The following is a 25,738-nucleotide window of genomic DNA, read 5'->3' as shown; positions in this document are numbered from 1 at the left end:
TTCATCATATTCTTGCAATATCGAAATTGTGCTGTTGCCGTAACCTTGGCGTGAGGGGTCGCTAAGTCCCCGTATCACCAATAGTTCCGCAGTTGACGGCGCATGGGATGAAACGATACGTCAAAGGATAAATTCAGCATGGGAATTTTGCCATGACCAGCATCTCACCGCCACCTTCCAGGATTTACCTCTTACGTCACGCCAAGGCTCAGCACGCCGCCCCCGGCCAGCGGGATTTCGACCGACCGCTGAGCGACGATGGCTATGCCGACGCCGAGATCGTTGCCGACAAGGCCGCCGACAAGGATTATAAGCCGGATCTCGTCATCTCCTCGACAGCGCTCCGCTGTCGCCAGACCGCCGACGCCGTCCGCCGCGCCATGACCCCGCCTCCCGAATTCCGTTTCGTCGACGCGCTCTACAATGCGACGCTGGACGTCTATCTGGAAATCATCTCCTCGCAGGTGACCGAGGAATCGGTGATGCTGGTCGGGCACAACCCGATCATCGAGCAGACACTCGAAGCCCTGATCGGCCATGACGCGCTGGTCGCCGCCCTGCCCGCCGGCTTTCCGACCGCCGGTCTCGCCGTAATCGACGCCACATCCTCCGGCTGGATCCTGACGGAATTCATCACCGAATAGGACCAGTTGGAAAATATCAGGCCAGGCGATGATTTAGCGAGTTTTGATCTATAAAGCCTGATCATCTTTTCGGCGCTTGCATTGCTTCCTATATTGACGACGACGCTGTCATTCAGGGATCCCGCCTTGCCGCCAAGCCTGACCTCCTTCACGGACGACGCCCGCATCGCCTTCGACAACCTCGTCGACCGCACAACGGGCCTCGTCAATCCGACGATTCGGCTTGGCGTCACCGGCCTCTCGCGCTCCGGCAAGACCGTTTTCATTTCCTCCCTGGTGCACAATCTTCTGAATGGCGGCCGCCTGCCGCTGTTCGAGCCGGTACAATCCGGCCGCGTCTCCGCCGTTCGCCCTGAACCGCAGCCGGACGACGCCGTGCCGCGCTTCCAGTATGAGGACCACATTCGTGCGCTGGTGAAGGAGCGTATCTGGCCTGATTCGACGCGAGCGATCTCGGAGCTGCGCATCACGCTGGATTACCAGAGCGCCAGCGGCTGGAACCGGCTGTTCTCGCCCGGCCGCCTTTCCATCGACATCGTCGACTATCCCGGCGAATGGCTGCTCGATCTGCCGCTGCTCGCCAAGGATTTCCGCACTTTCAGCGAGGAAACGCTGGCGCTGGCGCAGACTGGCGTGCGTGCCGAACTCTCTCAAAAATGGCTGGCGCTGACGCAAGTAACCGACATTGCCGCACCGGCGAACGAGATGACGGCGCGAGACCTCGCGACTGCCTTTGCCGACTATCTCAAGGCGTGTAAATCCGATGAACGCTCGCTATCGACCTTGCCGCCCGGCCGCTTCCTGCTTCCCGGCGACCTCGACGGCTCGCCGGCGCTCACTTTCGCTCCGTTGATTCCCGCAAACGAAACCATTGCGCAGAAGGGATCGCTCTGGGCCATGATGGAGCGGCGCTACGAGGCTTATAAATCCGTCGTGGTCAAACCCTTCTTCCGCGAACATTTCGCCCGGCTGGACCGGCAGATCGTGCTTGTCGACGCGTTGCAGGCGATCAATCGTGGCCCTGAAGCCGTGCAGGATCTCGAGCGCGCGTTGACCGATGTGCTTGCCTGTTTCCGTCCCGGCACCAATTCCTTGCTATCGTCCCTGCTCGGCCGTCGCATCGACCGCGTGCTGGTCGCCGCGACCAAGGCCGATCACCTCCATCACGAAAGCCATGACCGGCTTGAAGCTTTGACCCGCCGCCTTGTCGAGCGCGCCATCGACCGCATCGGCATGGCCGGCGCCGGCATCGACGTCATGGCGATCGCTTCGGTGCGCGCCACCCGCGAGGCAACGGTGAAACGCGACGGCCATACCCTGCCCGTTATCGTCGGCACCCCCATGGATGCGGAAACCATCGGCGGCGAACGCTTCGACGGCAATCGCAAGACGGCGGTCTTTCCCGGCGACCTGCCGGAAAATCCGCAATGGCTGTTCGATGCGCTTGACCCCGGCGCGACAAATGTCCATCTGCCCGAGGTGAACGTGGTCCGGTTTCGTCCGCCGGAGCTGGACGAAACCGGCGGCGGTATCAAACTCTCCGTGCCGCATATCCGCCTCGACCGCGCCATGCAGTTCCTGTTCGGAGACCGCCTCGCATGACGAAGCCGACAGAAGACGACCCAAAGGGTCTTGCCCGCCGTCCCGCCGCCTTTTCGCTGGAGCCGGAGGCGCCAAAGGATGGTGCACATACCAAAACGGCACCTGAGACGCCGCGCCGCAAGCCGCAGAGCTTCGACACCGAAATCGTTCTGACGCCGGATGAGGAGGATCCGTTCCTCAATCCTGCCCTCTCCGCATCCGAAACCGAGGCGGCCATTGCCGCGCCGCGCCGCCGCAGATTCTCCTTCGGCAAGGTCGCCCTTAGCGCCTTCGGCATTCTCGTGTCGCTCGCCTTCGGCCTGTGGACCGACGAATTGATTCGCAACCTGTTCAGCCGCGCCGACTGGCTCGGCTATACGGCACTGACCGTGCTCGCCGTCGGCATCCTCGCAGTTCTTGCCATCGTTGTCCGCGAAACGGCCGGCATGATGCGGCTTGCGGCAGTACAGACGATCAAGGCGGAGGCTGACGCCGCTGTCATCGAGACGCGCCCAGCGCGCGCGAAAGCGCTGGTCCAGCGTCTCTGCACCCTCCTGGAAGCCAATCCGGCAACTGCGAAAGGTCGCGCCACGCTGAAAGCTGCCGAAGACGATATCATCGACGCGCCGCACCTTATCGACCTTGCCGAACGCGAGCTGCTCGGCCCACTCGATCGCAGCGCCCGCGCGCTCATTCTGGGCGCGTCGAAACGCGTCTCCGTCGTCACCGCCGTCAGCCCGCGCGCGCTCGTCGATATCCTCTACGTCCTCTACGAATCAGCCAAGCTTGTCCGCGCCATGGCGGAGCTTTACGGCGGCAGGCCCGGCGGGCTCGGCATGCTCAAGCTGATGCGCGACGTGCTCGCCCACCTCGCCGTAACCGGCTCCATCGCCGTTGGCGACAGCATCGTGCAGCAGTTGATCGGCCATGGCCTTGCCTCGAAACTCTCCGCCCGGCTGGGCGAAGGCGTCGTCAATGGCATGATGACGGCACGCATCGGCATTGCCGCCATGGATCTTTGCCGGCCCCTATCCTTCAAGGCATTGAAACGGCCAGGCATCGGCGATTTCGTCGGAGACCTAGCCCCGAACATCACCGGCCGCTGAATGCTGTAAACACCTGCGAAAGCGGCTTTCTCCTCCATAAGAAACCAAGCATTAACCATTCTAAGGCAAAAGTGGACACCAGTTTCAGGTTCCTCTTCGTTAGGGAATGTCCATGTTTTCGCGCCAGTTTCTTCTTGTAAGCGGCTTTGCCGCCGCGGCCCTTTCCTTAGGTGCCTGGGTACATTCAGCCGATGCGGGATCCCGTGATAAGGCCTTCTTCCAGTCCGTCGCCGGCTCCTGGCGCGGCCCGGGCGAGATCGTCGCCGGCAAATACAAGGGTACGAAGTTCACCTGCAATCTGACCGGTCAGGCGCTCGATGGCAGCTCGGCCGGCGTGAAGCTCGACGGCACCTGCCGCGTCGGCGTCTTCCAGCAGCCGATGTCCGCCGAAATCACCCAGAACGGCGCCAGCTACAGTGGGAAGTTCCTGGACGGAGCGGCGGGCAAAGGCCTCGATGTCACCTCGGGCACCGTCAGCGATGGCACAGTGGTCCTCGGCCTCAATCGCCAGAAGCTGAACGGCGCCATGATCGCACGCGTCACCGACAAGAAGTCGATGAATGTCACGATCTCGGTCAAGGTCGGCGAACAGATGGTACCGGTGATCGGCGTCACGCTGCAACGCGCCGATGTCGATCAGATGGCCGTGGGATCGATTGAGTAGAACCCTGGCCCATCGCTATTTCTGGAAAAGCCGGCATTGATATGCCGGCTTTTACGTTTCCGCGTCAGGCGGAACGCCACCAATCGCGGTTTTCATCCGCGATCTCGATCCCCTGCACATCCACCGCGCCCAGCCAATCCTTCACCGTTCGCCCCTTGACCACGAGATCAGCGGCAAAATCCGCAAGCGGCATCAGCACGAATCCCCGCTCGGTCATCCGCGGATGCGGGATCGTCAGCAGCGGTTCTATCTGCTCAATGTCGCCATAGGTCAGGACATCGATGTCGATGGTACGCGGCCCCCAGCGCTCGAGGCGCACCCGCTTCATCTCGCGTTCGATATCCAGGCAGACATCGAGCAATGCTTCCGGCGACAGTGTCGTATCGACGGCGGCACAGGAATTATAGAAGAACGATTGATCGGTCTTGCCCCATGGCGGCGTACGATAGACCCGCGAAACCGCGGCAACACGGCAGTCGGCGCGCGCGTCCAGTGTCCGCAAGGCGAGCGCCATGGCCCGCACCGGATTATCGAGGTTACCGCCAAGGCCGAGAGTAGCGCGCGAAAAGCCGGCTTCAGGCAAAGTGTTCAACGCTCACCTGCACATAATCAAGAACGCCCGGAACCGGCGCGTTGGGCTTGCGTACCGTAATCTTCGCCCGACGAATATTCGGAAACCGCCGACACAATTCCTTGGCGACGTCGAGCGCCAGCGCCTCGATCAGATAGCGGCGGCGACCGGTAACGATTTCCTCGATGACGCTGAAGGCAATGCCGTAATTGACGGTATCGCCGATCGAATCCCGATCCAGCGCATCGCCGCCATCGACATCGAGTTCGGCATCGACGAAGAAGCGCTGGCCGAGGAATTCCTCTTCGTCATGCACGCCATGGCGGGCAAAGAAGGCACAGTTCTGAAGGGTGATGGTGTAGATCATATCGCTTATGGCGTCCTGCCGCCTAATTTCGCCCGTGTCCTAAGGATAGCATCCGCGACCGCCAGTGCATCCCTGTTAATTGCGACATTGTGTACCCGAAAAATTGCGGCGCCCTGCAAACGCAATATGGCGCTGGTCGCCGCCGTTCCCACATCTCTGTCCTGCGCCTCCCGCCCGGTGACAGCGCCGACGAAACGCTTGCGCGAAGTGCCGGCCAACAGGGGCAGTTCGAAGCGCAGCAGCGCGGTAAAGCGCGCCATCAGCTCCAGATTCTCCTCAGTATCCTTGGCGAAGCCGAAGCCGGGATCGAGCACGATGTTCTGTCTGTCCACGCCAGCCGCGGCGGCGATATCGAGCGATCGGCTCAAAAACAGCACCTGGTCGTCGATGACATCGGTGAGCTTCTGCCGGTCGCGGCCGGTGTGCATGATGCAGAGCCCCGCGCCCGTCTGCGCCGCCAACGCGGCGATCTCCGGCTCACGCTGCAGACCGAAGACGTCGTTGACAATATGGGCGCCTGCGCCGATCGCCAGCCGTGCCGTATCGGCGCGATAGGTGTCGATGGAGATCAGCGCATCCGTCTTGCCACGCAGCGCCTCAATGACCGGCAGTACCCGCCCCTGCTCTTCCGTGGCACTGACGGCGTCCGCGTTCGGCTTCGTCGACTCTCCACCGATATCGATGATATCAGCTCCCTCCTCGACGCAGGCAAGTGCATGGGCGACCGCCGCATCGACAGCCTCATAGTGGCCGCCGTCGGAAAAGGAATCCGGCGTTACATTGACGATCGCCATGATGACGCCGTGCTCGCCAAGGTCGAGCCTGCGCCCGTGCGCGACATGCCAGCTATGGCTGCGAAGCTCCGTCACGAACCATCCATCCCATTGAAAATGAAAAAACCTCGCGCCCGATATTGCGCTCGCAGTGGCTATGCCGCAAGCTTGATCGAAGTTCAACTGGTAGCAGCATGAATGCCGTTTGCATCCCGCCACATCCGCGTTCCGCTCATCCTGTTGCTTCTGTGCGGCATTTCCGGTGTGGCGAAAGCGGAGGTGATTGCCCGCAAATCCGTCTCTTATTTCGACATTAAGGGCAACAGTGCCGATACGCTCGATGCAGCGTTGAATGCGCGCGGGCCAGTTGCCATGGGCTCCAGCAGCCATCATCCCGGCGCTACGAAAATCCGCTTCGGCGGCAATGCCACCTATGAGCAAAGAGACGGACGTTGTCATATCGCCGGCGTCAAGGTCACGGTCGACACCGAAATCATCCTGCCGCGCTGGCGCGATCGCCGGCATGCAAGCCGGCAACTGTCCATGATCTGGGATACGCTCTCGGCGGATATCCGGCGCCACGAGGACCGGCATGTCGACATCGCGCGCCAGCATGCGCGCCGAATGGAACAAGGCATACTCGCTCTGCCCCCGGCCAAGAATTGCGATACGCTTCAGGACAAGGCAAACGACGTCACCGCTCGGGAAACCGAACTCCATGACAAGGATCAGGCCCGCTTCGACCGAATCGAGGCACTGAATTTCCAGAACCGCATGCAGCGGCTGTTGACTTATCGCAGCCAGCGGCGTGGCGAATAAGGGTTGCCACGGCGGTTTTCCACCAAAATCACGCTTTGATCACAGCCAACTGTGTGAAAACTGTCACTATTACCTGTGAATCGTTCACCAGTTTCGTTCTTTGAACTTTACGAGAATCTGAAATAGGTTTTTCCTGTCAATTACAGCGCTGATCCGATTCTGGTGGATCGAAATGCGAAAAAGAGAAAAGCTTTTCGCGAAGACCTGTCAGAATTTTGCTCTTGATGAATATACCAGGTGTTCTCCTGGCGCGTCCTGAAACCGCAGGTGTTTCCTCCCTTGCCTGTTGGTGATGCGCCCGCCTTGCCTCGCTCGCTGCGACAAGCTGAGCGAGGCATCTTTTTGCCAACAGCATGAAAAGATTGCCTGCCTATCAGGCCTGACGTTCGGGAACATGCACGACGAGACCGTCGAGCGCCTGCGTCAGCTTGATCTGACAGGAGAGCCGCGAGCTCGGACGGACGTCGAAGGCGAAATCCAGCATGTCCTCTTCCATCGGCTGCGGACCACCGACCTTCTCTACCCAGTCATCATCGACATAGACATGACAGGTGGCACAGGCACAGGCGCCGCCGCATTCGGCGTCGATGCCGGGAACGGAGTTGCGAACGGCGTTCTCCATCACGGTGGAGCCTTCGTCGGCATTGAGGTCGAAACGCGTGCCGTCGAAAGCAACGATGGTCAGTTTGGTCATGTCAATGAATTCCGGTATTCGTGAGTGAAGGATGATCCGGAATTTTTCTTCCACCAATTCCCGGAGGCAGTCAACATTTGCGCCGCCGAAACGGCTGAAACCGTTTGGCGGCGCAATGACAAGAATCTGTGATTTTCAGCCGTCTCAGTTCAACGCGACAGCTTGAGAATGAAATTCTCCGCCTCGATGACGCTGGTCGTTACCGTCGCCATGCAGGAGGCGTCGCCGGCATCGCTTTCGAGCGCACTGGCGGCATCGGCCACTTTGAATGCGCCGACAGCACTAGCAGCCCCCTTCAACCGGTGCGATGCAGCCCGGACGCGCTTGCTGTCGCCGCTGCTGATTTCCTGCAGACAGGACCGGGCCTGCCGGGCAAACATCTGGAGCACTTCCACTTCCAGTGCCTTGTCGCCCATCGTCTGCTTCGCCAGGTGAACCAGATCGATTGCCCGTTCCCGCGACGGCGCCGCGCCGCGCGAATTATCCGGCGCCTCGAACGCGATATTCAATGCTGCCATGTGCCAACTCTCCCGTACTTTATATCTATGACTTCTTTGGGAACTGCCGCAAGCTTGCGGCCCGGTGATGGCCATCAAGTTAAATTTTGGCACATTCAGGGCGCAAATCTCGCGACATGGTTAATGCGCGTTAAACATGGCTAAATTCTTAGACTTTCACCGGCTTCCGCGGTTAAAAAATGTTAACAACAGCTTAATGTCGTGATGAGCCGGCGGTGGAATTAATTGTCACGCTTGGGGGAATGTGTCACTACGATACTCTTAAATTGGGTTTCTGGCACATGCCTTTGCCCAACGAGTGGATAGTGGTAATGTTTTCATACCTTCCGTTTGATAAAGCGGGTATCCACCCTGAAATGTAATGGGAAATCCATCTCGACAGCAGTCGAAGACGGGTGACCTCGCGGGAGGCAGGGTTCGTCTTTTCCGGACGTGGCGGATTTTCCGGAAAAGACACGGCAGGCCCGATTGAGTTGTAACGAGGCGTAACCGTATGGCGAACAAAAAGTACATCGAGTCGATCGAGGACAAAGCCTTTCAAGCATTGGACGAAGCTTTACAGATCGATTTCAGTGAGGATAGCTTGGAGTCTCGCGGCGGTTCAACGCCAGATGCCCCGGAGGCAATAGTGTCTGAGCCATCGAATCCGCCTACAAAACAACCCAATGACGATGCAGCCCGCAAGGCATCCGCAGCGCGCAGCACCCCCCCTGCCGCAGCAGCGGCTCGACCGGCTGAAGCGCCGAGGAGCCCGGTCTTTGCTCCGGCCAATGACGCCAACCGCGCCAGCCCGGCAAGCATCCTGAAAGCTCTCGATGGCGGCTCCCAAAGCAACGCCGTCCGCAACGCCACGATCGTCTCGCTGTTCTGGATCATCGGCGGCGCCGGCCTCGCCTTTCTGCTTTACGGCGATCAGATCCGTAATATCCGCACATTTGCCGATGTCGCCGCCCTTCCCGGCCTCATCGCGTGCATGATCGGCATCATCGTTCCCGTCCTTCTCTTCTATGCCTTTGGCATGATGATTTCGCGCGCCCATGACATGCGCAACGCCGCCCGCTCCATGGCTGAGGTGGCATTGCGTCTTGTCGAGCCCGAAACCGTCGCCTCTGAGCGCATCATGACCGTCGGCCAGGCCGTGCGCCGCGAAGTTTCGGCCATGAACGAAGGCATCGAGCGGACGATCGCCCGCGCCACCGAACTCGAGACGCTGGTTCACACCGAAGTCAACGCGCTCGAGCGCAGCTATGCCGATAACGAGCTGCGCGTACGCGGCCTCGTGCATGAACTCGGCTCGGAACGCGACGCGATCGTCAACCATGCTGAGCGCATTCGTTCGTCCATCGTCGGCGTGCATGAGCAGATCCGCGAAGACCTGTCGCTGGCGACCGAGGAAATTGCCGTGCGCCTGTCGACCTCCGGCGAGGCTTTCGCCTCGATGATCGACACGCGCGCCGCCACGCTGATGGAGACATCCGATGCCGCCGTGGAAGCGCTCGGCACTTTGCTGTCCGCCAAGACCGACAGCCTGCTGCAGAACCTCAATGCGTCCGGCTTCGCGCTGAGCCAGGAATTCGACTCCCGCCTTGAATCTTTGTCGTCGACCCTTGCCGAACGCGGCAAGGAGCTGGTGGGCCAATTCGAGACGCGCGCATCGACGCTCGACGCCAATACCGAAAAGCTGAACACCGCGCTCAACGAGCGTGCGCGTCAGCTCAACGAAACGCTGGTCGCCCGCACCCGCGAAATCAGCGAGAGCCTGACCGGTAGCGAGCGCTCGATCACCGGCACGCTCGACGCCGTCCTCTCCAAGCTGAACAGCAGCCTCGACGAAAAGGGCGCGAGCTTCCGCCAGAGCCTGCAGTCGACGGCCGACGATACCATCATGGATATCGATCTTCGCTCCGGCTTCTTCGAGGAGCGCTTCCAGTCGACCGTTGCGCATCTTTCGACTACCTTCGACGAACGCGTCTCCGAATTTACCTCCGCCTTCGACAAACGCGCCGGCTCGCTGGACAGCAAGCTGTCTGAGAGCCTGACACGGATCAACGAGACGCTGAGCGGCGGCTCGGATGCCATTGACGGCATTCTGACATCCAGCATCGAGCGCCTCGGTTCTTCGCTGACTGATCAGTCCTTTGCCTTGGCGACGACGTTTGCCACTAGCCAGGAACTGCTGGAAAGTGCGATCGGCGACAAGGCCGGTGAAATCGCGACCGCTCTCCAGGGAGCGACGACGCATATTTCCTCGGCCCTGACCTCCGGCACCAGCGAGATGAACTCCAGCCTCGCCGCGCATGCAGGCGCCTTCACCTCCGCCGTTGAGGGCGTGACGCGCGATGTCTCGACTGCTCTCCAGAGCGGTACGGAAGAACTCACCTCGGCCTTTGCCGGCCGCTCCGCCGAACTGAGCGACACACTCGCAGCCCATTCCGGCGAGTTCACCAAGTCCCTGCAGACGGCCACATCGGATATCTCCTCCGCGCTGAACAAGGGCACGAGCGAGCTGACCAATACCTTCCTCGGCCGCGCCAACGAGATCAACAACACGCTCTCTGCTCGCACCGGCGAAATCACCCAGGCGCTGGGTTCCGCGCATGAGCATATCGATGCTGTCATGGCCGAGCGCAGCAGCGCGCTATTCGGCGCCCTCTCCGATCATCAGACGCGCTTCGAGCAGACTTTGGCCGACCGTTCGGCAGGCATCATCAATGCGGTTAGCGGTACGCATGAAAACCTGACATCGGCTCTCGATGAGCGCACGTCAAAGCTGACGAGTTCGCTGGCCGAAAGCCAGGTTCGTCTCGAAAACACCCTCGCGAGCCGTGCCGACACCTTTGCCAATACCGTCGCCGACACTCACAGCAAGCTCGCGGACACGCTGGACGACAAGGCCATGGCGCTTGCCATCGCACTCTCCGACGGCCAATCGCGTATCGAAGACACGCTGAACAACCGCACCGAGATTCTGACCGGCACATTGGCCGATACGCACGCCAAGATCGCCGACACGCTCGACGACAAGGCAATGTCACTTGCCATCGCGCTGTCTGAAGGGCAGTCGCGCATCGAAGACACCCTGCACAGCCGCACCGAGAGCCTGACCAGCACGCTGGCCGACACGCATAGCAAGATTGCCGACACTCTGGACGACCGGGCCATGGCGCTTGCCATTGCGCTTTCGGAGAGCCAGGCACGGCTGGACGACACCGTCGCCGGCCACGCCGAAGCGGTCGCTAATACCTTGGACGGCAAGACCAAGGCGCTCGCCGACGCATTGACCCAGGGCCAGTCGCGCCTTGAGGAAACGCTGGCTCATCGCGCCGAAGCGATCACCAACGCCTTCTCAGGCAACCACAACGCCGTTGCCGACACATTGGATCAGAAAGCCGTCGCCCTGGCCGCCTCGCTGGCCGATACGCAGGCGCGCTTGGAGAATTCGCTTTCCAGCCGGATGGATGCGCTCGCCAACACGGTCGCCGGCACCCATGACAAGATCGTCGGCAGCCTCGACGACAAGACGCTGGCGCTCGCAATCGCCCTGTCCGACAACCAGGCCCGGATCGAGGAAACGCTGGCAAACAGCGCAGACGCGATCGCCCAGTCGATCAACTATGGCCATGCCGCGCTCACCGACACACTCGACGACAAGAGCATGGCATTCGCCATCTCGCTCGCTGAAAACCAGAGCCGCTTCGAAAGCACACTCGAAGCTCGTGCCAATGCCCTGCTTGACAGCGTTGCGGGCGCGGAATCTCGCGTCGCCGGTGCCTTTGGTGACAAGGCTGACGCCATTCGCGCCGCCTACACCGAAAATCAGGAACGCCTCGACCGTTCGCTCACCGCCCATACCGATGCGCTTTCCGGCCTGCTCGGCAGCAGCAGCGACCGCATCGAAAGCGTCGTTGGTGGTTCGGCGGAACGGGTTGAAAAGGCGCTTGGCGCCGGCCTGTCGCAGATGGACGAGAACCTTGCTTCCGCCTATGAACGCATGCGTTCCACTTTGGACGATCGCAGCAACGCCATCAGCGTGACGCTCCGCGACGCCCATGCCCAGATCGACAATACCCTTATGGAACAGGCGACTGCGATCGGAACGTCGATCGCCACAAGCGCCAGCATGCTGGAAATGTCGCTTGAGGATCGCGAGGCTTCGCTGCGCCAGACCATCGACGCCAGCGCAAAGACACTCGAAGAGCGTCTGCACAGCGGTGCTGGCGATATTGCCGGCCGTATTCAGCAGGCGGCAGGCGATATACAGCGTTCGGCCGAGACCTTCTCGACCAACCTCAACCAGTCGATCGACGGTATGACCAGCCGTTTCGCCGAGACCGGCTCGCGCGTCGAGGCCAGCCTGTCCACCCTCGAAAATCGTATCCATGAAGGCGTCGGCGGCGTTGCCGCCCAGGTAGATGCCGCCGGCAACCGTCTGTCCGACACGCTGGCAAGCGGCGCTGCGCGCATCGACAGCAGCGGCGGCGATGCAGCGACCCGCCTCACCTCAGCACTCGACGAGCGTCTGGCAACCTTGGCCGAAGCACTCGACAGCCGTACGACCCATCTGAACCAGGCGCTCGAAAGCGGCAGTGCCCGCATCGAAGAGCGCCTGTCGACCATGGACCGGGCGCTCAATGTCGGTCTGGAAGCCGTCAACCGCACCATCGAAGGCAAGGCCACCAACCTCGCCACGACGCTGCGCACCGCCGTCGCCGATGCCGCCCAGGGCATGGACAGCGAAGCGACACGTACGGCCGATCTGCTTGCCCGTACCGGCCAGCAATTTGCCGACGACCTCGGCAACCACAGCGACGCCTTTACCCGCGTCATGAGCGAGCGTTCGGAAGAAATCGTCGGCCGCGTCTCCGAAACGCATAATCGACTGGCAAGCCAGGCTGCCGCCGTCGCCCAGACCTTCTCGGAAGCCGGCAACGCGATCGTCAACAAGGTCGCCGAAGCCGAGACCCTGGTCAGCAACCAGGTCAGCGCCATCTCGCAGGCCCTGTCTTCCGCCGAACAGTCGCTGGAAGCCCGTGGCTCTGCCATCCGCAACACGCTTGCCGGCGGCAGCGAACAGATCGCCTCCACCATGGCGCAGGTCGAGCGCGCGCTCGACGAGCGCAGCAACGCAATCCGCTCCAACCTGAAAGAGCGCGCCAACGAGATCAATGCGACGCTGGCCGATGTCGACAAGGCTCTGGAAGCCCGCGGCACATCGATCCGCACTTCACTTGACGAGCGCACCCGCGAGCTCAATTCCATGCTCGCCGGCCGCTCCACCGAACTGTCGCGTCTGATCGATGAAAAGGCACGCCCGATCGTCGACCGCTACGCCGCAACCGGCCAGGAAGCAGCAGCGCTGATCTCGCAGGCTGCCCAGGAAAGCACCGACCGCCTGCGTGCGGAAAATGCAGCGCTGATCGACGCCATCGCATCGCGCACCAACGATACGCTCGCCGCGATTTCGGCTCGCACAGAACATACCGCCCATACCGTCAGCTCGCTGGAGAACAACCTGCTTGCCAGCGTCAACGGCATTATCGAACGGCTGGCGGACAACAACTCGACCATCGTCGGCATGCTGAACAACGCGGCGCAGGAATTCGCCGCTGTCGACGGCCGCCTCAGCGCAACCTCGGCCCAGTTTGCCGATTCCGCATCGAAGGCCGGCGAGATGGTCTCCGCTTCGACCCGTCTCCTCGAAGGCAAGGTCGACAAGCTTTCGGACATCTCCGGCAAGACGCTGGCGCAGGTCGGCGGCATCATCGGTCGCTTCGACGAGCATTCCAAGGTGCTGACGCAGGCATCCCAGCTTCTGGGTGCAGCGCAGTCGAACCTCGTGTCGACGCTGGAAGAGCGCGAAACCGCGCTGCAGAACCTGTCCATCGGCCTGGTGCAGCGTTCGGAAGAGATCGAGAACACCATGCGCGCCCTCGGCAGCATGGTGGAAACTGCCTTCGATCGCGCCGAGCAGCGCTCCAACCAGGTCACCGGCAATCTGCGCCAGGGCGTGCAGTCCTCCTTCGCCGACATCGGCCGCGTTCTTTCCGAAGCGGAAAAGCGCGCCGAAGAGGCGGCAGAGGCTATGCGCGGCACGCTGCAGAAGGCCGGCGAGGAGGCCAACCAGTCCATCGAGAGCACCTTCGCCAATGCCGAGCGCCGCTCGGGCGATCTGACGAACCGTCTTCGCGGTGGCCTTTCGGCTTCGATTGCCGATGTCGAACAGATGCTCTCCGAAGCCGGCAAGTCCTCGGACGGTGCCGCTCAGCAGCTCCGCGAAACGCTGCGTGTTGCCGTCGACGACGCTGTCGGCCGCTTCTCCGGCGCAACCGATGAAATCCGCCGTTCGGCGGGCGACATTCGCCGGGAGCTCGACCTCACCCGCAGCGAACTGAAGCGCGGTGCCTTCGACCTGCCGGAAGAAGCCAAGGAAAGTGCGGCCGCCATGCGCCGCGCCGTGGCCGAACAGATCAAGGCCCTGCAGGACATTTCGCAGATCGTCGGCCGCTCGACGCAACACCTCGAAATCTCCGAGCCGACGGTCCGTGCTCTCGCAGACGTGCAGCCAGCCCAACGTCCACGCCCGGCAGCACCTGCTCCAACCGCTGCTGCTCCCACTCCCCGGCCCCAGCAACCCGTTCCACAGGCACCGGTCGCCCAGCAGGCTGTTCAGCAGCCTGCCCCGCAACAGCCGGCTCCGCAGCCGCAGCAGCCCTCGATCGAGGCTCTGGGCCTGCGCGGCACCATCGTGGAACGTCCGGCTGCCCCGCAGCCGCGTCCGACGGAAGCCCCGGTTCCCGCCCGCCAGGAAACGGCCGGCGGCGGCTGGATCAGTGATCTTCTTCGCGGCGCATCGCGCGATGAACATGCCGACCTGCAGCCCGCGCGTCAGGCGACGCCTCGCACGCCGACGGAATCGACCCCTGCAGCGCGCAATCCGCGCCATGTGGTGGAATCGCTGAACTCGCTCTCCGTCGACATCGCCCGCGCCATCGACCATGACGCCTCGGTCGACCTGTGGCGCCGCTATCAGCGCGGCGAGCGGGATGTTTTCACCCGTCGTCTCTACACGCTGAAGGGCCAGCAGACCTTTGACGAGATCAAGCGCAAGTACGACCGCGAGCCGGAATTCCGCACCGCCGTCGATCGCTACATCGCCGATTTCGAAAAGCTTTTGGCAGACGTCGCCCGCACCGACCGCGATCGCACTGTCACCCAGTCCTACCTGACCTCCGACACCGGCAAGGTCTACACCATGCTGGCCCACGCGGCGGGCCGCCTGAACTGATTGGTCAAAACGATAAGCGAAACAGAAAATCCCCGGTCATTGCGCCGGGGATTTTTGATTCAGATCGGGATGCTCGTTTACGATTCAGAAAATTAATTCAAAATATCAATTCTTTGGCGGCTCGAATTCATGCGCAAGCACTCCCATCATAATGTCATCGTGCCAATGCCCGTCAACGAAAGCTGTTTCCCGCTCACGGCCCTCAAGAACGAAACCGCATTTCTCGTAAGCCCTGATGGCCCGATGGTTATAGGCAAGAACGCGGACACTGATGCGATGTAGTTGAAGCACTCCGAAGGCATAGCCCAATATAAGCTTGATAGCCGCGCTGCCGAACCCGCGACCGAGAAATGCCTTGTCGTAGATCCCGATAGCCATTGAGGCGCGTCGATCTCTAAGATCGACACGATCAAGGCGGATTTCGCCTATCAACCTTCCCTCAGCTTCGATTATCCAGGCATGCGGATTCTGATCGAAGTTCTGAACCCATTTCTCGGCAGCAGCCCTCGTAAGCGGGCTTACATCGTCTCGACTGAGGCCAAACATCACGGCAATATCGACATTCGCTCCCAGCGCAAACCGCGCGTCGATATCGCCTTCGTGAGGCTGACGAAGTCTGACATCGATTCCCTCAAGGTCAGGCGTTGTGCTGCTCATCGGCAAATACCCTCAAAGACCTATGGGAGAGCAAGCACCGCCTCCGCAAAAGCGCCCGGCGCCTCCTGCGGTAGATTATGCCCTACGCCAGCTATGATCCGGCGCTGATAATGTGCGGAGAAGTGCGCGACATCGCGGTCGGCCGCTTGCGGTGGATCGACGCCGTCATCGGCTCCCTGCAGCACGATTGTCGGCACCGTGATATCGGGCTGTTTCGCCAGGCGCGCCTCGATCTCCGCGAAAGCCGGGTCGCCAGCAATGCCGCCAAATCTGTGACGGTAGGAGTGAATGACGACATCGACGAAATCGCGATTGTCGAAGGCGACGGCGCTGCGATCAAAGGTCTCGTCGTCAAACGCCCATGTCGGAGACCATAGCCGCCAGATGAAGCGACAGAACTCGCGGCGATTTGCGGTAAGCCCAGCCCTGCCGCGCTCCGAATGGAAGTAATATTGATACCAGTAGCGAGCCTCTTCCTCAGGAGAAACGGGCAGTCCTGCTTTGGCGATATTCTGGATATTGTAGCCGGTTCCGCAGCTTACCAGACCACGAACACGCTCCGGCCAGAGCGCGGCGACAATGCAAGCCGCCCTGCCGCCCCAATCATAGCCGCCGAGAATGGCGCTCTCAATCGAGAGTGCATCCATCAAGGCCAGCAAATCGGCCCCGAGCGCCGCCTGTTCGCCGGAACGCGGCGTCTCCGCCGAGAGGAAGCGTGTCAGACCGTAGCCTCGAAGAGACGGGACGATGCAACGCAGCCCCTTGCCCGCCAGTTGTCGTGCAACCTCATCATAGGCATGCACGTCGTAGGGAAAGCCATGGAGCAGCAAGACCGCAGAGCCGTCCTCCGGGCCGATCTCCTCATAGGCGACGTCGAGTACGCCGGCAGCGATCTTTTTCATTGCCACTCCTTTCATTGGGAATGGCCCGATCAAGACGACACTCTTCACCGTCAGACCATTGAAAACAAAGAAACCACCTGCGGCGGTCTGCTGCAAGTGGCTTTCGGCTTCGGCCTAATGCCGGCGCTGCATGGAGCAAAGGACGGCCCGACGGACCATCCTCCTGCACTTCCGATATCAGTCCGCGCTCAGCGTGCGTTGACCACCTTGGAGATCAAACCGCTGGTCATGCCGACGAGCAGGAAGTTATTCTTGATGCGAACCCAGTGATAGCCGCGCGGTGGAGCAGACAGACGGTGACGGCGATAATCGATGGTCGCGGCACGATGGCGGTCGGATGCCGACAGGCGACGCCCCGTAACCCAGCCACCCTTGCGAACAACGACCTTCTTCTTGACCACGTCTTTCTTGAGGACAACAACCTGCTTGTTCGCCTGTGCTGCATTAGCCTCGGTGGCCATTGCCAGCGGCGTTGTCAGAACCGAGGCGGCGATAAGGATGGAAAGGATTTTTCTCATTGGGACGTTTCCTCGATTCACGATCTGCAAAGGAAGCTTCTATCCCGCAAGAGATGAAGCGAAGCTGACGGTTCCATTACATTTTTGTAATAAAAATTAGATGCTTGCCGGGATTTACTGATAAAATGAGTGCGACAACTCATCAATAGTTCGCATCTGAAAGAAATACCGCCTTCCCTTGCAGATAAGGGCGTACCGATAATCGGTCAATGATCGGGAAAATCAAAGCTCGTCGTAATTGAACCAATCGAAATCGGCGGTCTTTGCCCGGCCCGACGTGTCGAAGGCAAACATGCCGACGAAGGCGCCGGTGAAGGAGCCATGCTCGCCGCGCCCACCCTCATCGGAGATGACGCCGGCGTCGAGCACAGGGCCGATCGCCTGCCATGCTCCCATGCCTTCCGCCTGCCAGAAGAACTGCAGGTCGTTGTCGTAGACTTCCATGGCAAGCTGGATGCGCCCATCGGGAACGGCAACACCGCCATCGATCGGAAAGGTCAATCGGCCGTTCGGATAGTCGCCCGCGCAGGTCATGATGGTGACGCAGCGACCGAGTTTCTCATGCAGGGTGACGGCGATCGCATGCAGCTTGAAGCGATTGTAGTAATGCGTGAGGCCTGCGACCTGCTGATAGGTGTCCGGCTGGAACTCGACGACGGTTTCCGCGCGGAAGCTATGATGCTCCTGCCGGCGAGCGACCAGCGCCTGCTCAAACCAGGAACCGATGCTTTCCCGCGCAAACAGGCGCAGATGACCTGATCGATCCGTCAGATTGAAAATGCGCTCCGGCTGCGGCGTGCGCAGCCATTGGAAATCCGCCGGCAACTTGCCGCCGTCGAAATTATAGCCACTGCGGCGCGGCTTCTCGATAGGCTCAGCGCCGTTCAGGCCGGGCACCTCGATATCGGGAACGGTGGTGCCGTTTTCCAGATAGAGCCAGCCATCTTCCTTCCAGACGCATTTCTGCAGGCTGGTCTCGCGGCCGAGCGTGCAGCGGCGGTGGGGCGGCAGCGGGCGGCCGGAGAGATGCGTATGGTAGAACTGCCCATCCGGGGTCTCGACATATTGGCCATGCCCTGCCCGCTGCAAGGCCGCGTCCGGACGATCCTTTGAGGTGATCAAATGCTTGTTCGGATGCAGTTCGTAGGGGCCATCGATATTGCGCGAACGCGCCATGGTGACAGCGTGATCGTAGCCCGTACCGCCCTCGGCGGTCGTCAGATAATACCAGCCGTTGCGCTTGAAGAGGTGCGGGCCTTCGACCAGGCCGAGTTCGGTGCCGGCAAAAATATTCTTGATCGGGCCTTTCAGCGATTTCGTCGCCGCATCCCATTCCTGCAGCAGAATGCCGTCAAAGGCCGGCGTCTTCGGCGAGCCACCATAGCTTTCCGTGCGCTGGTTCCATTGCATGTTGACGAACCATTTGCGCCCGTCCTCGTCATGGAAGAGCGATGGATCGAAGCCAGATGAATTGACATAGGACGGCTCGGACCATTCGCCTTCGATCGTCGGCGAGGTCACGATGTAGTTATGGGCATCCTTGAAATTGCCGTCGTAGCGCTTGACGTCGGTGTAGACCAGCCAGAACTGGCCATCGGCATAGGAGAGACATGGCGCCCAGATGCCGCAGCTATCTGGCTCGCCACGCATGTCGAGCTGTGAGGCCCGCTCCAGCGGCCGGCGCACCAGCGTCCAGTTCACCAGATCGCGCGAATAGTGGATCTGCACGCCCGGATACCATTCGAAGGTCGACGTCGCGATATAGTAATCCTCGCCGACGCAGCAGATGGACGGGTCGGGGTTGAAGCCCGGCAGGATCGGGTTGCGGATCATGGGACATCTCCTCCAGAGAACACACCACTATGCGCCGTTCGGACGGCAATAGGAAATCAAGACAAAGAAAAACGCCCGGAACCAGGTCCCGGGCGTTTTTGATTGATCAATCGCGTTCGGCCGACTTGGCCCAGAGATTGATGTCCGCCTCGCGGGCGTAGACATCGATCTCCTTCAGCTCTTCCGCGGTGAATTCGAGATTGTCGAGCGCCTTGACGCAATCGACGATCTGCGACGAACGGCTCGCGCCGATCAGAGCCGAGGTAATACGACCGCCACGCAGAACCCAGGCGATTGCCATCTGCGCTAGCGTCTGGCCGCGCTTTTCGGCAATCTCGTTGAGCTTCTGGATATTCTCGATGATCGACGGACGAATGAAGTCGCGCTTCAGGAAATGGTTCTGGGCGGCGCGGCTGTCGCTGGGGATGCCACCGAGATATTTCGTCGTCAGCATGCCCTGGGCAAGCGGCGAGAAGACGATCGAGCCGATGCCCAGATCTTCCAGCGTATCGACCAGACCGTCATCCTCGACCCAGCGGTTGAGCATGGAATAGCTCGGCTGGTGGATCAGGCAAGGCGTGCCAAGATCCTTCAGGATCGCAGCGGCTTCGCGCGTGCGCTGCGAGTTATAGGACGAGATGCCGACATAGAGCGCCCTGCCCGAACGGACGATATGGTCGAGCGCCGCGCAGGTTTCTTCGAGCGGCGTATCCGGGTCGAAGCGATGGGAATAAAAGATGTCGACATAGTCGAGCCCCATGCGCTTCAGGCTCTGGTCGCAGGACGCGATCAGATACTTGCGGCTGCCCCATTCGCCATAGGGACCCGGCCACATGTCGTATCCGGCCTTCGACGAGATGATGAGCTCGTCGCGCAGCCCGGCGAAGTCGGTCCGCAGGATCTCGCCGAAAGCGGTTTCTGCGCTGCCGGGAGGCGGACCGTAATTGTTGGCCAGGTCGAAATGGGTGATGCCGAGATCGAACGCGGTGCGGCACATGTCGACCTTGCGGTCATGCGGCGTGTCGCCACCGAAATTGTGCCAAAGCCCCAGCGAAACCGCCGGCAGCTTCAGGCCGGAACGGCCCGTTCTGTTGTATTTCATTTTCGCATAGCGGTCAGATGCCGGTTGCCAAGACATGATGCCAATTCCTTTGAGATGAAAAACGCGCGGGTTATCCACCCGCGCGCAAACTAGCTTTTCCTGCGCCTACTTCAAGAGCGCCTGAGCTTCTTCGATGCCAAGAGCGGCCGGCTGCGTGCAGGTCGTGGTCAGGTCGATGAAGCGGTTTTCCGCACCCGACTTCAGGATCGAGGTCATGACATCGACGCCGTGCAGCGTGCGGTCGAGCGAGCAACGCGCGTCGCGCCCGTCGATCAACGATGCCGCAAGGTCGGCGAGACCGGCCGTGCGGTAGTTGGCACGCGCGCCGCTCGGGCTTTCCTGGTTGGCGATGCCGAAAGGATGTGCCCAGTCGGCAAGCGGCTTGATCTCCTTGTCACGGCCGCTGGCCTCGACCACGCCGCCAAAGAAGTTCGGATCCGGCACGTAGAGCGAACCATCGGTGCCGTAGAGCTCCATATTGGCATGACGATGCGACCAGACATCCCAGCTCGCCGTCACCGTCACTGTGGCGCCGCTGACGAATTCCAGCAGCGCCTGGATCGTCGTCGGTGTCTTCACCGGGATGGTCTCGCCGTTGCGTGGCTGGCTGGTGATGGTGCGGGTTTCCGACGCCATCGAGGTCATCGCGCCGACACGCTTCACCGGACCGATGAGGTTGATGAGGTTGGCGATGTAATAAGGACCAAGATCGAGGATCGGACCGCCGCCCGGAAGGAAGAAGAAATCCGGGTTCGGATGCCACATCTCCATGCCCGGGCTCATGACGTGGCAAGTGCCCGACGTCACGCGGCCGATGCCGCCGTCGTCGATGAACTTGCGGGCGAGCTGGTGTGCACCACCGAGGAAGGTATCGGGAGCGCAGCCGACGGCAAGCCCCTTTTCCTTGGCGATGCGACGCAGTTCCTCACCCTGCTCCAGGGTCAGCACCAGAGGCTTTTCGGAATAGACGTGCTTTCCGGCCTCCAGAATGCGCTTGGAGATCGGGAAATGCGCGTCCGGGATCGTCAGGTTGACGATGACGTCCAGCTCGTCATTGGCGAGCAGTTCGTCCACAGTCTGCGCCTTGACCTGATATTCCTCTGCGCGCAGGCGCGCCGCATCCATGTTGATATCAGCGCAGGCGAGCACTTTCAGGCCCTTGAAGAGCGGAGAGAGCTTGAAGTAGGTCGTTGAGATATTGCCGCATCCGAGGATGCCGACGCCAAGTTCCTTAGCCATGGGATAGTGCCTCAGTAGGTCTTGAAGGATGCGATGGAGCGCGTGATCAGACGATCGATATCGCTCGGATTGTCATGTTCGATGACGTAGTGCTTGGCCCTGGTGCCGGCGAGCACCTTCAGCAGCTTCTGCCACGGAACGGTGCCATAGCCGAGGTCGGCCCAGCCGTCTTCGTCCTTGTTTTCACCGGCCGCCGCAATGTCCTTGACGTGAACCGACGTGATGCGCGAGCCAAGCTTCTCGATCCAGGCGAAGGGATCGCCGCCACCGCGAATGACCCAGGCGATATCGGCTTCCCAGGAAATGTCAGGAGCACCTTCGAAGATCTGTTCGATCGGCAACGAGCCGTCAGCCTGCTTGACGAATTCGAAGTCGTGGTTATGCCAGCCGAATTCGAAACCGGCGTCCTTGTAGGGCTTGCTCATCTCCTGCAGGCGCTTGCCGAAAGCGAACCAGCCGGCTGCATCGGTCGGGCGCTGATCGGCGGCCAGATGCGGTGCATAGATCGAATCCATGCCGAGCGTCTTGGCGATCGTCAGCGACTTCTGCACCTGACCGTCGAGGAAGTCCGGGCTGAAATGACCGCTCGCCATTACCAGGCCGTTCTTGTCCAGCTCCGCACGCAGGCTCTTCAGGCCGGCCTCGTCGAGATCGGCATAGATACCTCCGAAGCCTTCAACTTCCGCATAACCGGCCTTGCCGAGCTTTACGAACACGTCGGAATAGGGCTGGAAGTTGCGGGCGCTATAAATCTGAAATCCAAGTTTCGTCATCGTCATGCTCTCCAATGGCCTAACGGCCTTCTGTCATGGGCCAGCGGCCCTGAAATACCGCCGAATGGCGGCTGGATATCCTCAATCCACCGATTGGCTGGACTGGAGGTCGTAAATGCGGAAGTCAGGAACAACGCCGGCAAGCGGCTTTGTCGGCGTAAAGACGACACGGCGGCTTTCGCCGGCGGCAAGGTCGAAGGCATTGTCGGAATAACGCCCCTCGGTCTCGCTCTCGATCATAACGAACAGCGCCAGTCCCCGCGCGGTGACGGTCAGCTCAACCGTGCCATTTTCCTCGATCTCTTTCCTTTGGACCGTCAGGCCCGCAGGCTGAAGCTCCAGCCCCTTGTAGGTGCCGTGGACATAATGCCCCTCGCCGCCCATACCGTTCGATGCGGTGAAGTGCCACGCCAGAAGGCAATCGGCCGGCACCTGCGAGGCATCGATGGACAATGCAGTAGCAGCCGCATCCGGCGTGCAGACCGCATGGGCCGTCGTCAGCGATACACGTTCGCCATCGAGCTTGAGCAGCGACACAGCGATATCGACGGTGACATCGACATTGGTGTCATTGACCAGTGACAAGCGGATCGTCTTGTTATCCTCGGACGGGATGGCAGCGACCGAGACCGGCTGGAAGAAGCGGCGCACCAGATAGTGCATTACCTTCCAGCGCCCGCCATAATCGAGGCTCGACCACGAGGCCACCGGCCAGGTGTCGTTGAGCTGCCAATAGATGGTGCCCATGCAATGCGGCTTCAGCGACCGCCAATATTCCACCGCCGTCTTAATGGCGAGGCCCTGCTGCACTTGGCTCAGATAGACGAAGTTCGGGAAATCCTTGGGGAAACGGAAATAGCGGAACATCGTGCCGGCGATACGTTCATTGCCGCCGGCATTCTTCTGGTGCAGTTCCATCACCGGAGACGCGATGTTCATGTCCTTGGCGTCGGCATAGGTCTTGATGACCGGCAGCGACGTGTAGGACTGGAAGCCGAATTCCGAGCAGAAGCGCGGACGCACGGAGCGATAATTGTCGAAGGACTTGTTCTCGTGCCAGACCGACCAGTAATGCATGTCGCCGGATCCGTCTGCATGCCAGGCGTCGCCGAAGTTGAGATAGCCGGACGCCGGGCTCGACGGCCACCAGATCGCATCGGGCGCTGCCTTCTTCATCGCCTGCTCGATCGTCCGATTGAGGCGATCGTAGGAGACGAGATAGCGGTCGCGGTCGTTGCGGGATTCCTCGAACCAGGTAAGCGCACCCACCAGTTCGTTGTCACCGCACCAGAGCGCGATCGACGGATGCGTCGCCAGCCGCCGGACCTGATAGCTAACTTCGTCCGCGACATTCTCAAGGAAGTCGCCGGTCGAGGGATAGAGATTGCAGGCGAACATGAAGTCCTGCCAGACCATCAGGCCGAGCCGGTCGCAGATGTCGTAGAACCAGTCATGCTCGTAGAAACCACCACCCCAGACGCGGATGATGTTCATGTTGGCGGCCGCCGCCGACTTCAACAGATCCTCGGTCAAAGCCGGGCTGGAGCGCGAAAACAGCGCATCCGCCGGGATCCAGTTGGCGCCGCGCGCAAAGATCTCGCGGCCGTTGACCTTCAGCGCAAAACGACTGCCCGCCTCGTCCTCATCGGTAATGAGCTCGACGGTGCGCAGGCCGATCTGGCGGGTTACGGTTTCCGAATTGGTCTCAACCGACAGTGTATAGAGCGCCTGTTCGCCACTGCCGGCCGGCCACCAGAGCTTCGGCTTGTCGATATGGAAGACATGGGTGATCGAGGTCTCGCCGGCATTGACGCCGATATCGAGCCGCAACCGCTCATCCTCAAGCGCGAAATAGACTTGGGCGACGCCGGTGCCTTTCGCAAACAGCGATGCCGTCACCTTGAGATCGACCGAACCGTCCGCATTGTGGAACTGCTGCGTGACGACATTTTCGATGCGGACAGTCTCAAGCTTCTTCAACGCGATGGTGCCATAGAGGCCAAGCGGCGCGACCGCAATGTTCCAATCCCAGCCGAAATGGCATTGCGGCTTGCGCAGCATGTTGCCATTCGGGATCGGCGAATTGGCCGTGCTGTAAGGAATATAGAACGGCTGCTTCGCCTGCAGTTCGGCGCCCGCCTTGACGCTGGAATGCAGCACGATGCGGATCGTATTCTCACCGGCCTTCACGGCCTTGGAAACGTCGGGACGGTAGCGCTGGAAGCTGTTGTTGCCCTCAAGCACGAGCACGTCGTTGACGTAGACGCTCGCCACCGTGTCGAGATAGTCGATATCCAGATACCAGTCGCCGTTGGCATCATCGAGATTGAAGCTGCGTGTGATCTGCCAGTCCTGATTGGCAACCCACTGCACCACCTCTTCATTCCGGCCGAAATAGGGATCGGGAGTGAGGCTCGCCGCATGAAGCGCGGTATGGACGTCACCGGGGATCGGCATGGAGAGGGAATGATCGCTGTCGGGGGACGTCAGACTCCACGAACCAGCCAGATCGAGATTGAAACCATCATTGAATGCGGACGACATCGGACTTCCTCGGACTGCTATGGACGGGGACGGCCAAGCCGCCCCCGTTTTATGACTAGATTCTGAGTTCTGTTTGCGCGTCGAAGAGCGAGGCGACCGTCATGTCGAAGCCGAGCTTGACACGCGATCCCGGGCTGAAGCGCCGTGCGCCGTTGATGCGTACCGACATGGTGTGGCCGGCATGATTGAGCCAGAGCAGGTTGTCGGCGCCCATCGGCTCTTCGATGTCAACAGTCGCATCATGCGTTTCCGCACCCGGCCCCAGATCCTCATTGACCTTGATATGCTCCGGCCGGACCCCGAGGACGACCTTGCGGCCCGCAACCAGCGGCTCTGCGGCCCTATAGCCCTCAAGCGAGAAGATCACGTCATTGGTGGCGAAGGCGACCTTGCCGTCGCGATTGACCAATTCGCCATGCAGGAAATTCATCGACGGAGAGCCGATGAAGCCGGCGACGAACAGGTTGCGCGGCTCATTGTAGATGGTTGTCGGATCATCAAGCTGCATGATGATGCCGTTCTTCATGATGGCAATGCGGTCGGCGAGCGTCAGGGCTTCGATCTGGTCATGAGTGACGTAGATCATGGTGTTCTTCAGCGACTGGTGCAGCCGCTTGATTTCGACGCGTAGCTCCGAGCGCAGCTTGGCGTCGAGGTTCGACAGCGGCTCGTCGAAGAGGAACACGTCGACATCGCGCACTAGGGCACGGCCGATCGCCACGCGCTGACGCTGACCGCCCGAAAGCTCGGCCGGCTTGCGCTTGAGCAGCGGCTGGATCTGCAGAATTTCGGCGGCGCGGGCGATGCGCTTGTCGATCTCGGCCTGAGGCACCTTGGCGACTTGCAATCCAAACGACAGGTTCTTTTCGACCGTCATCTGCGGATAGAGCGCGTAGGACTGGAACACCATGCCGATGCCGCGGTCCTTCGGCTCTTCCCAGGTAACGTTCTTGCCCTTGATGAAGATCTGCCCTTCGGTGATATCGAGCAGACCGGCGATGCAATTGAGCAAGGTCGACTTGCCGCAGCCGGACGAGCCGAGCAATACGAGGAATTCGCCGTCCTGGATCTCGAGATTGAGGTTCTTCAGGACGCTGACCGCGCCGAAATCGAGCGACAGTTCCTTGATTGAAACGCTGCTATTCATA

General features: G+C 60.8%; 20 protein-coding genes. 6 read left to right on the top strand and 14 right to left on the bottom strand.

What is annotated here, in order from left to right:
- Positions 1 to 152: 152 nt before the first annotated feature.
- The 4 genes from AB6803_RS05815 to AB6803_RS05800 all read left to right on the top strand — a co-directional run bounded on the left by AB6803_RS05815 (position 153) and on the right by AB6803_RS05800 (position 3,995).
- Complete coding sequence (locus AB6803_RS05815) at positions 153 to 644, top strand: histidine phosphatase family protein (protein WP_371107997.1); 492 nt, start codon at positions 153 to 155, stop codon at positions 642 to 644.
- A gap of 126 nt (positions 645 to 770) precedes the next feature.
- On the top strand, positions 771 to 2,246 hold the full coding sequence (locus tag AB6803_RS05810; protein ID WP_371108336.1) for a YcjX family protein: 1,476 nt from the start codon (positions 771 to 773) through the stop codon (positions 2,244 to 2,246).
- Entirely contained in the window at positions 2,243 to 3,331 is a 1,089-nt protein-coding gene (locus AB6803_RS05805) for a YcjF family protein (protein ID WP_371107996.1), read from the top strand. Before AB6803_RS05810 ends, AB6803_RS05805 begins: the two co-directional genes overlap by 4 nt.
- Positions 3,332 to 3,443: 112 nt before the next feature.
- The gene (locus tag AB6803_RS05800) at positions 3,444 to 3,995 is read left to right on the top strand and encodes a hypothetical protein (RefSeq protein ID WP_371107995.1); all 552 of its coding nucleotides are present in this window, start codon (positions 3,444 to 3,446) and stop codon (positions 3,993 to 3,995) included.
- Positions 3,996 to 4,059: 64 nt separating this feature from the next.
- On the opposite strand, the gene folK is transcribed toward AB6803_RS05800, so the two are convergent.
- Genes folK through folP form a run of 3 tightly spaced genes read right to left on the bottom strand, consistent with a single transcriptional unit; the run spans position 4,060 to position 5,727 of the window.
- Positions 4,060 to 4,578: a 2-amino-4-hydroxy-6-hydroxymethyldihydropteridine diphosphokinase gene (gene folK / locus AB6803_RS05795; RefSeq protein WP_371108335.1), complete on the bottom strand. Its 519-nt coding sequence runs from the start codon at positions 4,576 to 4,578 to the stop codon at positions 4,060 to 4,062.
- Entirely contained in the window at positions 4,571 to 4,933 is a 363-nt protein-coding gene (gene folB / locus AB6803_RS05790) for a dihydroneopterin aldolase (protein WP_007696397.1), read from the bottom strand. The genes folK and folB overlap by 8 nt, the downstream gene beginning before the upstream one ends.
- Positions 4,934 to 4,938: 5 nt before the next feature.
- Positions 4,939 to 5,727, bottom strand: a complete 789-nt coding sequence (folP, locus tag AB6803_RS05785; protein ID WP_371108334.1) for a dihydropteroate synthase — start codon at positions 5,725 to 5,727, stop codon at positions 4,939 to 4,941.
- Positions 5,728 to 5,904: 177 nt separating this feature from the next.
- Between folP and AB6803_RS05780 the strand changes: the two genes are divergently transcribed.
- Complete coding sequence (locus tag AB6803_RS05780; protein WP_371107994.1) at positions 5,905 to 6,525, top strand: DUF922 domain-containing Zn-dependent protease; 621 nt, start codon at positions 5,905 to 5,907, stop codon at positions 6,523 to 6,525.
- Positions 6,526 to 6,898: 373 nt separating this feature from the next.
- Here the strand turns inward: AB6803_RS05780 and AB6803_RS05775 are convergent, their stop codons facing one another.
- Both AB6803_RS05775 and AB6803_RS05770 read right to left on the bottom strand, forming a co-directional pair.
- Positions 6,899 to 7,219: a 2Fe-2S iron-sulfur cluster-binding protein gene (locus AB6803_RS05775; protein ID WP_371107993.1), complete on the bottom strand. Its 321-nt coding sequence runs from the start codon at positions 7,217 to 7,219 to the stop codon at positions 6,899 to 6,901.
- Positions 7,220 to 7,368: 149 nt separating this feature from the next.
- Positions 7,369 to 7,737, bottom strand: coding sequence for an Hpt domain-containing protein (locus AB6803_RS05770; protein WP_371107992.1), 369 nt, complete (start codon positions 7,735 to 7,737; stop codon positions 7,369 to 7,371).
- A 493-nt stretch (positions 7,738 to 8,230) separates the two neighbouring features.
- On the opposite strand from AB6803_RS05770, the gene AB6803_RS05765 reads away from it, so the two are divergent.
- Positions 8,231 to 15,022, top strand: a complete 6,792-nt coding sequence (locus tag AB6803_RS05765) for a hypothetical protein (protein WP_371107991.1) — start codon at positions 8,231 to 8,233, stop codon at positions 15,020 to 15,022.
- A gap of 105 nt (positions 15,023 to 15,127) precedes the next feature.
- Here AB6803_RS05765 and AB6803_RS05760 read toward each other — a convergent pair whose 3' ends face one another.
- The 9 genes from AB6803_RS05760 to AB6803_RS05720 all read right to left on the bottom strand — a co-directional run bounded on the left by AB6803_RS05760 (position 15,128) and on the right by AB6803_RS05720 (position 25,737).
- Positions 15,128 to 15,679, bottom strand: a complete 552-nt coding sequence (locus AB6803_RS05760; RefSeq protein ID WP_371107990.1) for a GNAT family N-acetyltransferase — start codon at positions 15,677 to 15,679, stop codon at positions 15,128 to 15,130.
- Positions 15,680 to 15,699: 20 nt separating this feature from the next.
- Entirely contained in the window at positions 15,700 to 16,581 is an 882-nt protein-coding gene (locus AB6803_RS05755; RefSeq protein WP_371107989.1) for an alpha/beta fold hydrolase, read from the bottom strand.
- A 188-nt stretch (positions 16,582 to 16,769) separates the two neighbouring features.
- Positions 16,770 to 17,099, bottom strand: a complete 330-nt coding sequence (locus AB6803_RS05750; protein WP_371107988.1) for an RcnB family protein — start codon at positions 17,097 to 17,099, stop codon at positions 16,770 to 16,772.
- Positions 17,100 to 17,321: 222 nt separating this feature from the next.
- The gene (locus tag AB6803_RS05745) at positions 17,322 to 18,932 is read right to left on the bottom strand and encodes a glycoside hydrolase family 43 protein (protein ID WP_371107987.1); all 1,611 of its coding nucleotides are present in this window, start codon (positions 18,930 to 18,932) and stop codon (positions 17,322 to 17,324) included.
- Positions 18,933 to 19,038: 106 nt separating this feature from the next.
- Entirely contained in the window at positions 19,039 to 20,070 is a 1,032-nt protein-coding gene (mgrA, locus tag AB6803_RS05740; RefSeq protein ID WP_371107986.1) for an L-glyceraldehyde 3-phosphate reductase, read from the bottom strand.
- Between the two features lie 69 nt (positions 20,071 to 20,139).
- Complete coding sequence (locus AB6803_RS05735; protein WP_371107985.1) at positions 20,140 to 21,273, bottom strand: Gfo/Idh/MocA family protein; 1,134 nt, start codon at positions 21,271 to 21,273, stop codon at positions 20,140 to 20,142.
- An 11-nt stretch (positions 21,274 to 21,284) separates the two neighbouring features.
- Entirely contained in the window at positions 21,285 to 22,046 is a 762-nt protein-coding gene (locus AB6803_RS05730) for a sugar phosphate isomerase/epimerase family protein (protein ID WP_371107984.1), read from the bottom strand.
- A gap of 81 nt (positions 22,047 to 22,127) precedes the next feature.
- Positions 22,128 to 24,590, bottom strand: a complete 2,463-nt coding sequence (locus tag AB6803_RS05725; protein WP_371107983.1) for a glycoside hydrolase family 2 protein — start codon at positions 24,588 to 24,590, stop codon at positions 22,128 to 22,130.
- A 55-nt stretch (positions 24,591 to 24,645) separates the two neighbouring features.
- Positions 24,646 to 25,737: an ABC transporter ATP-binding protein gene (locus tag AB6803_RS05720; protein ID WP_371107982.1), complete on the bottom strand. Its 1,092-nt coding sequence runs from the start codon at positions 25,735 to 25,737 to the stop codon at positions 24,646 to 24,648.
- Position 25,738: the final 1 nt, after the last annotated feature.

Source organism: Rhizobium sp. RCC_161_2 (genome assembly GCF_041355235.1).
GTDB lineage: Bacteria > Pseudomonadota > Alphaproteobacteria > Rhizobiales > Rhizobiaceae > Rhizobium.
The sequence above is the reverse complement of the archived record's forward strand: the minus strand, read 5'-3'. Positions and strand labels throughout refer to the sequence as shown.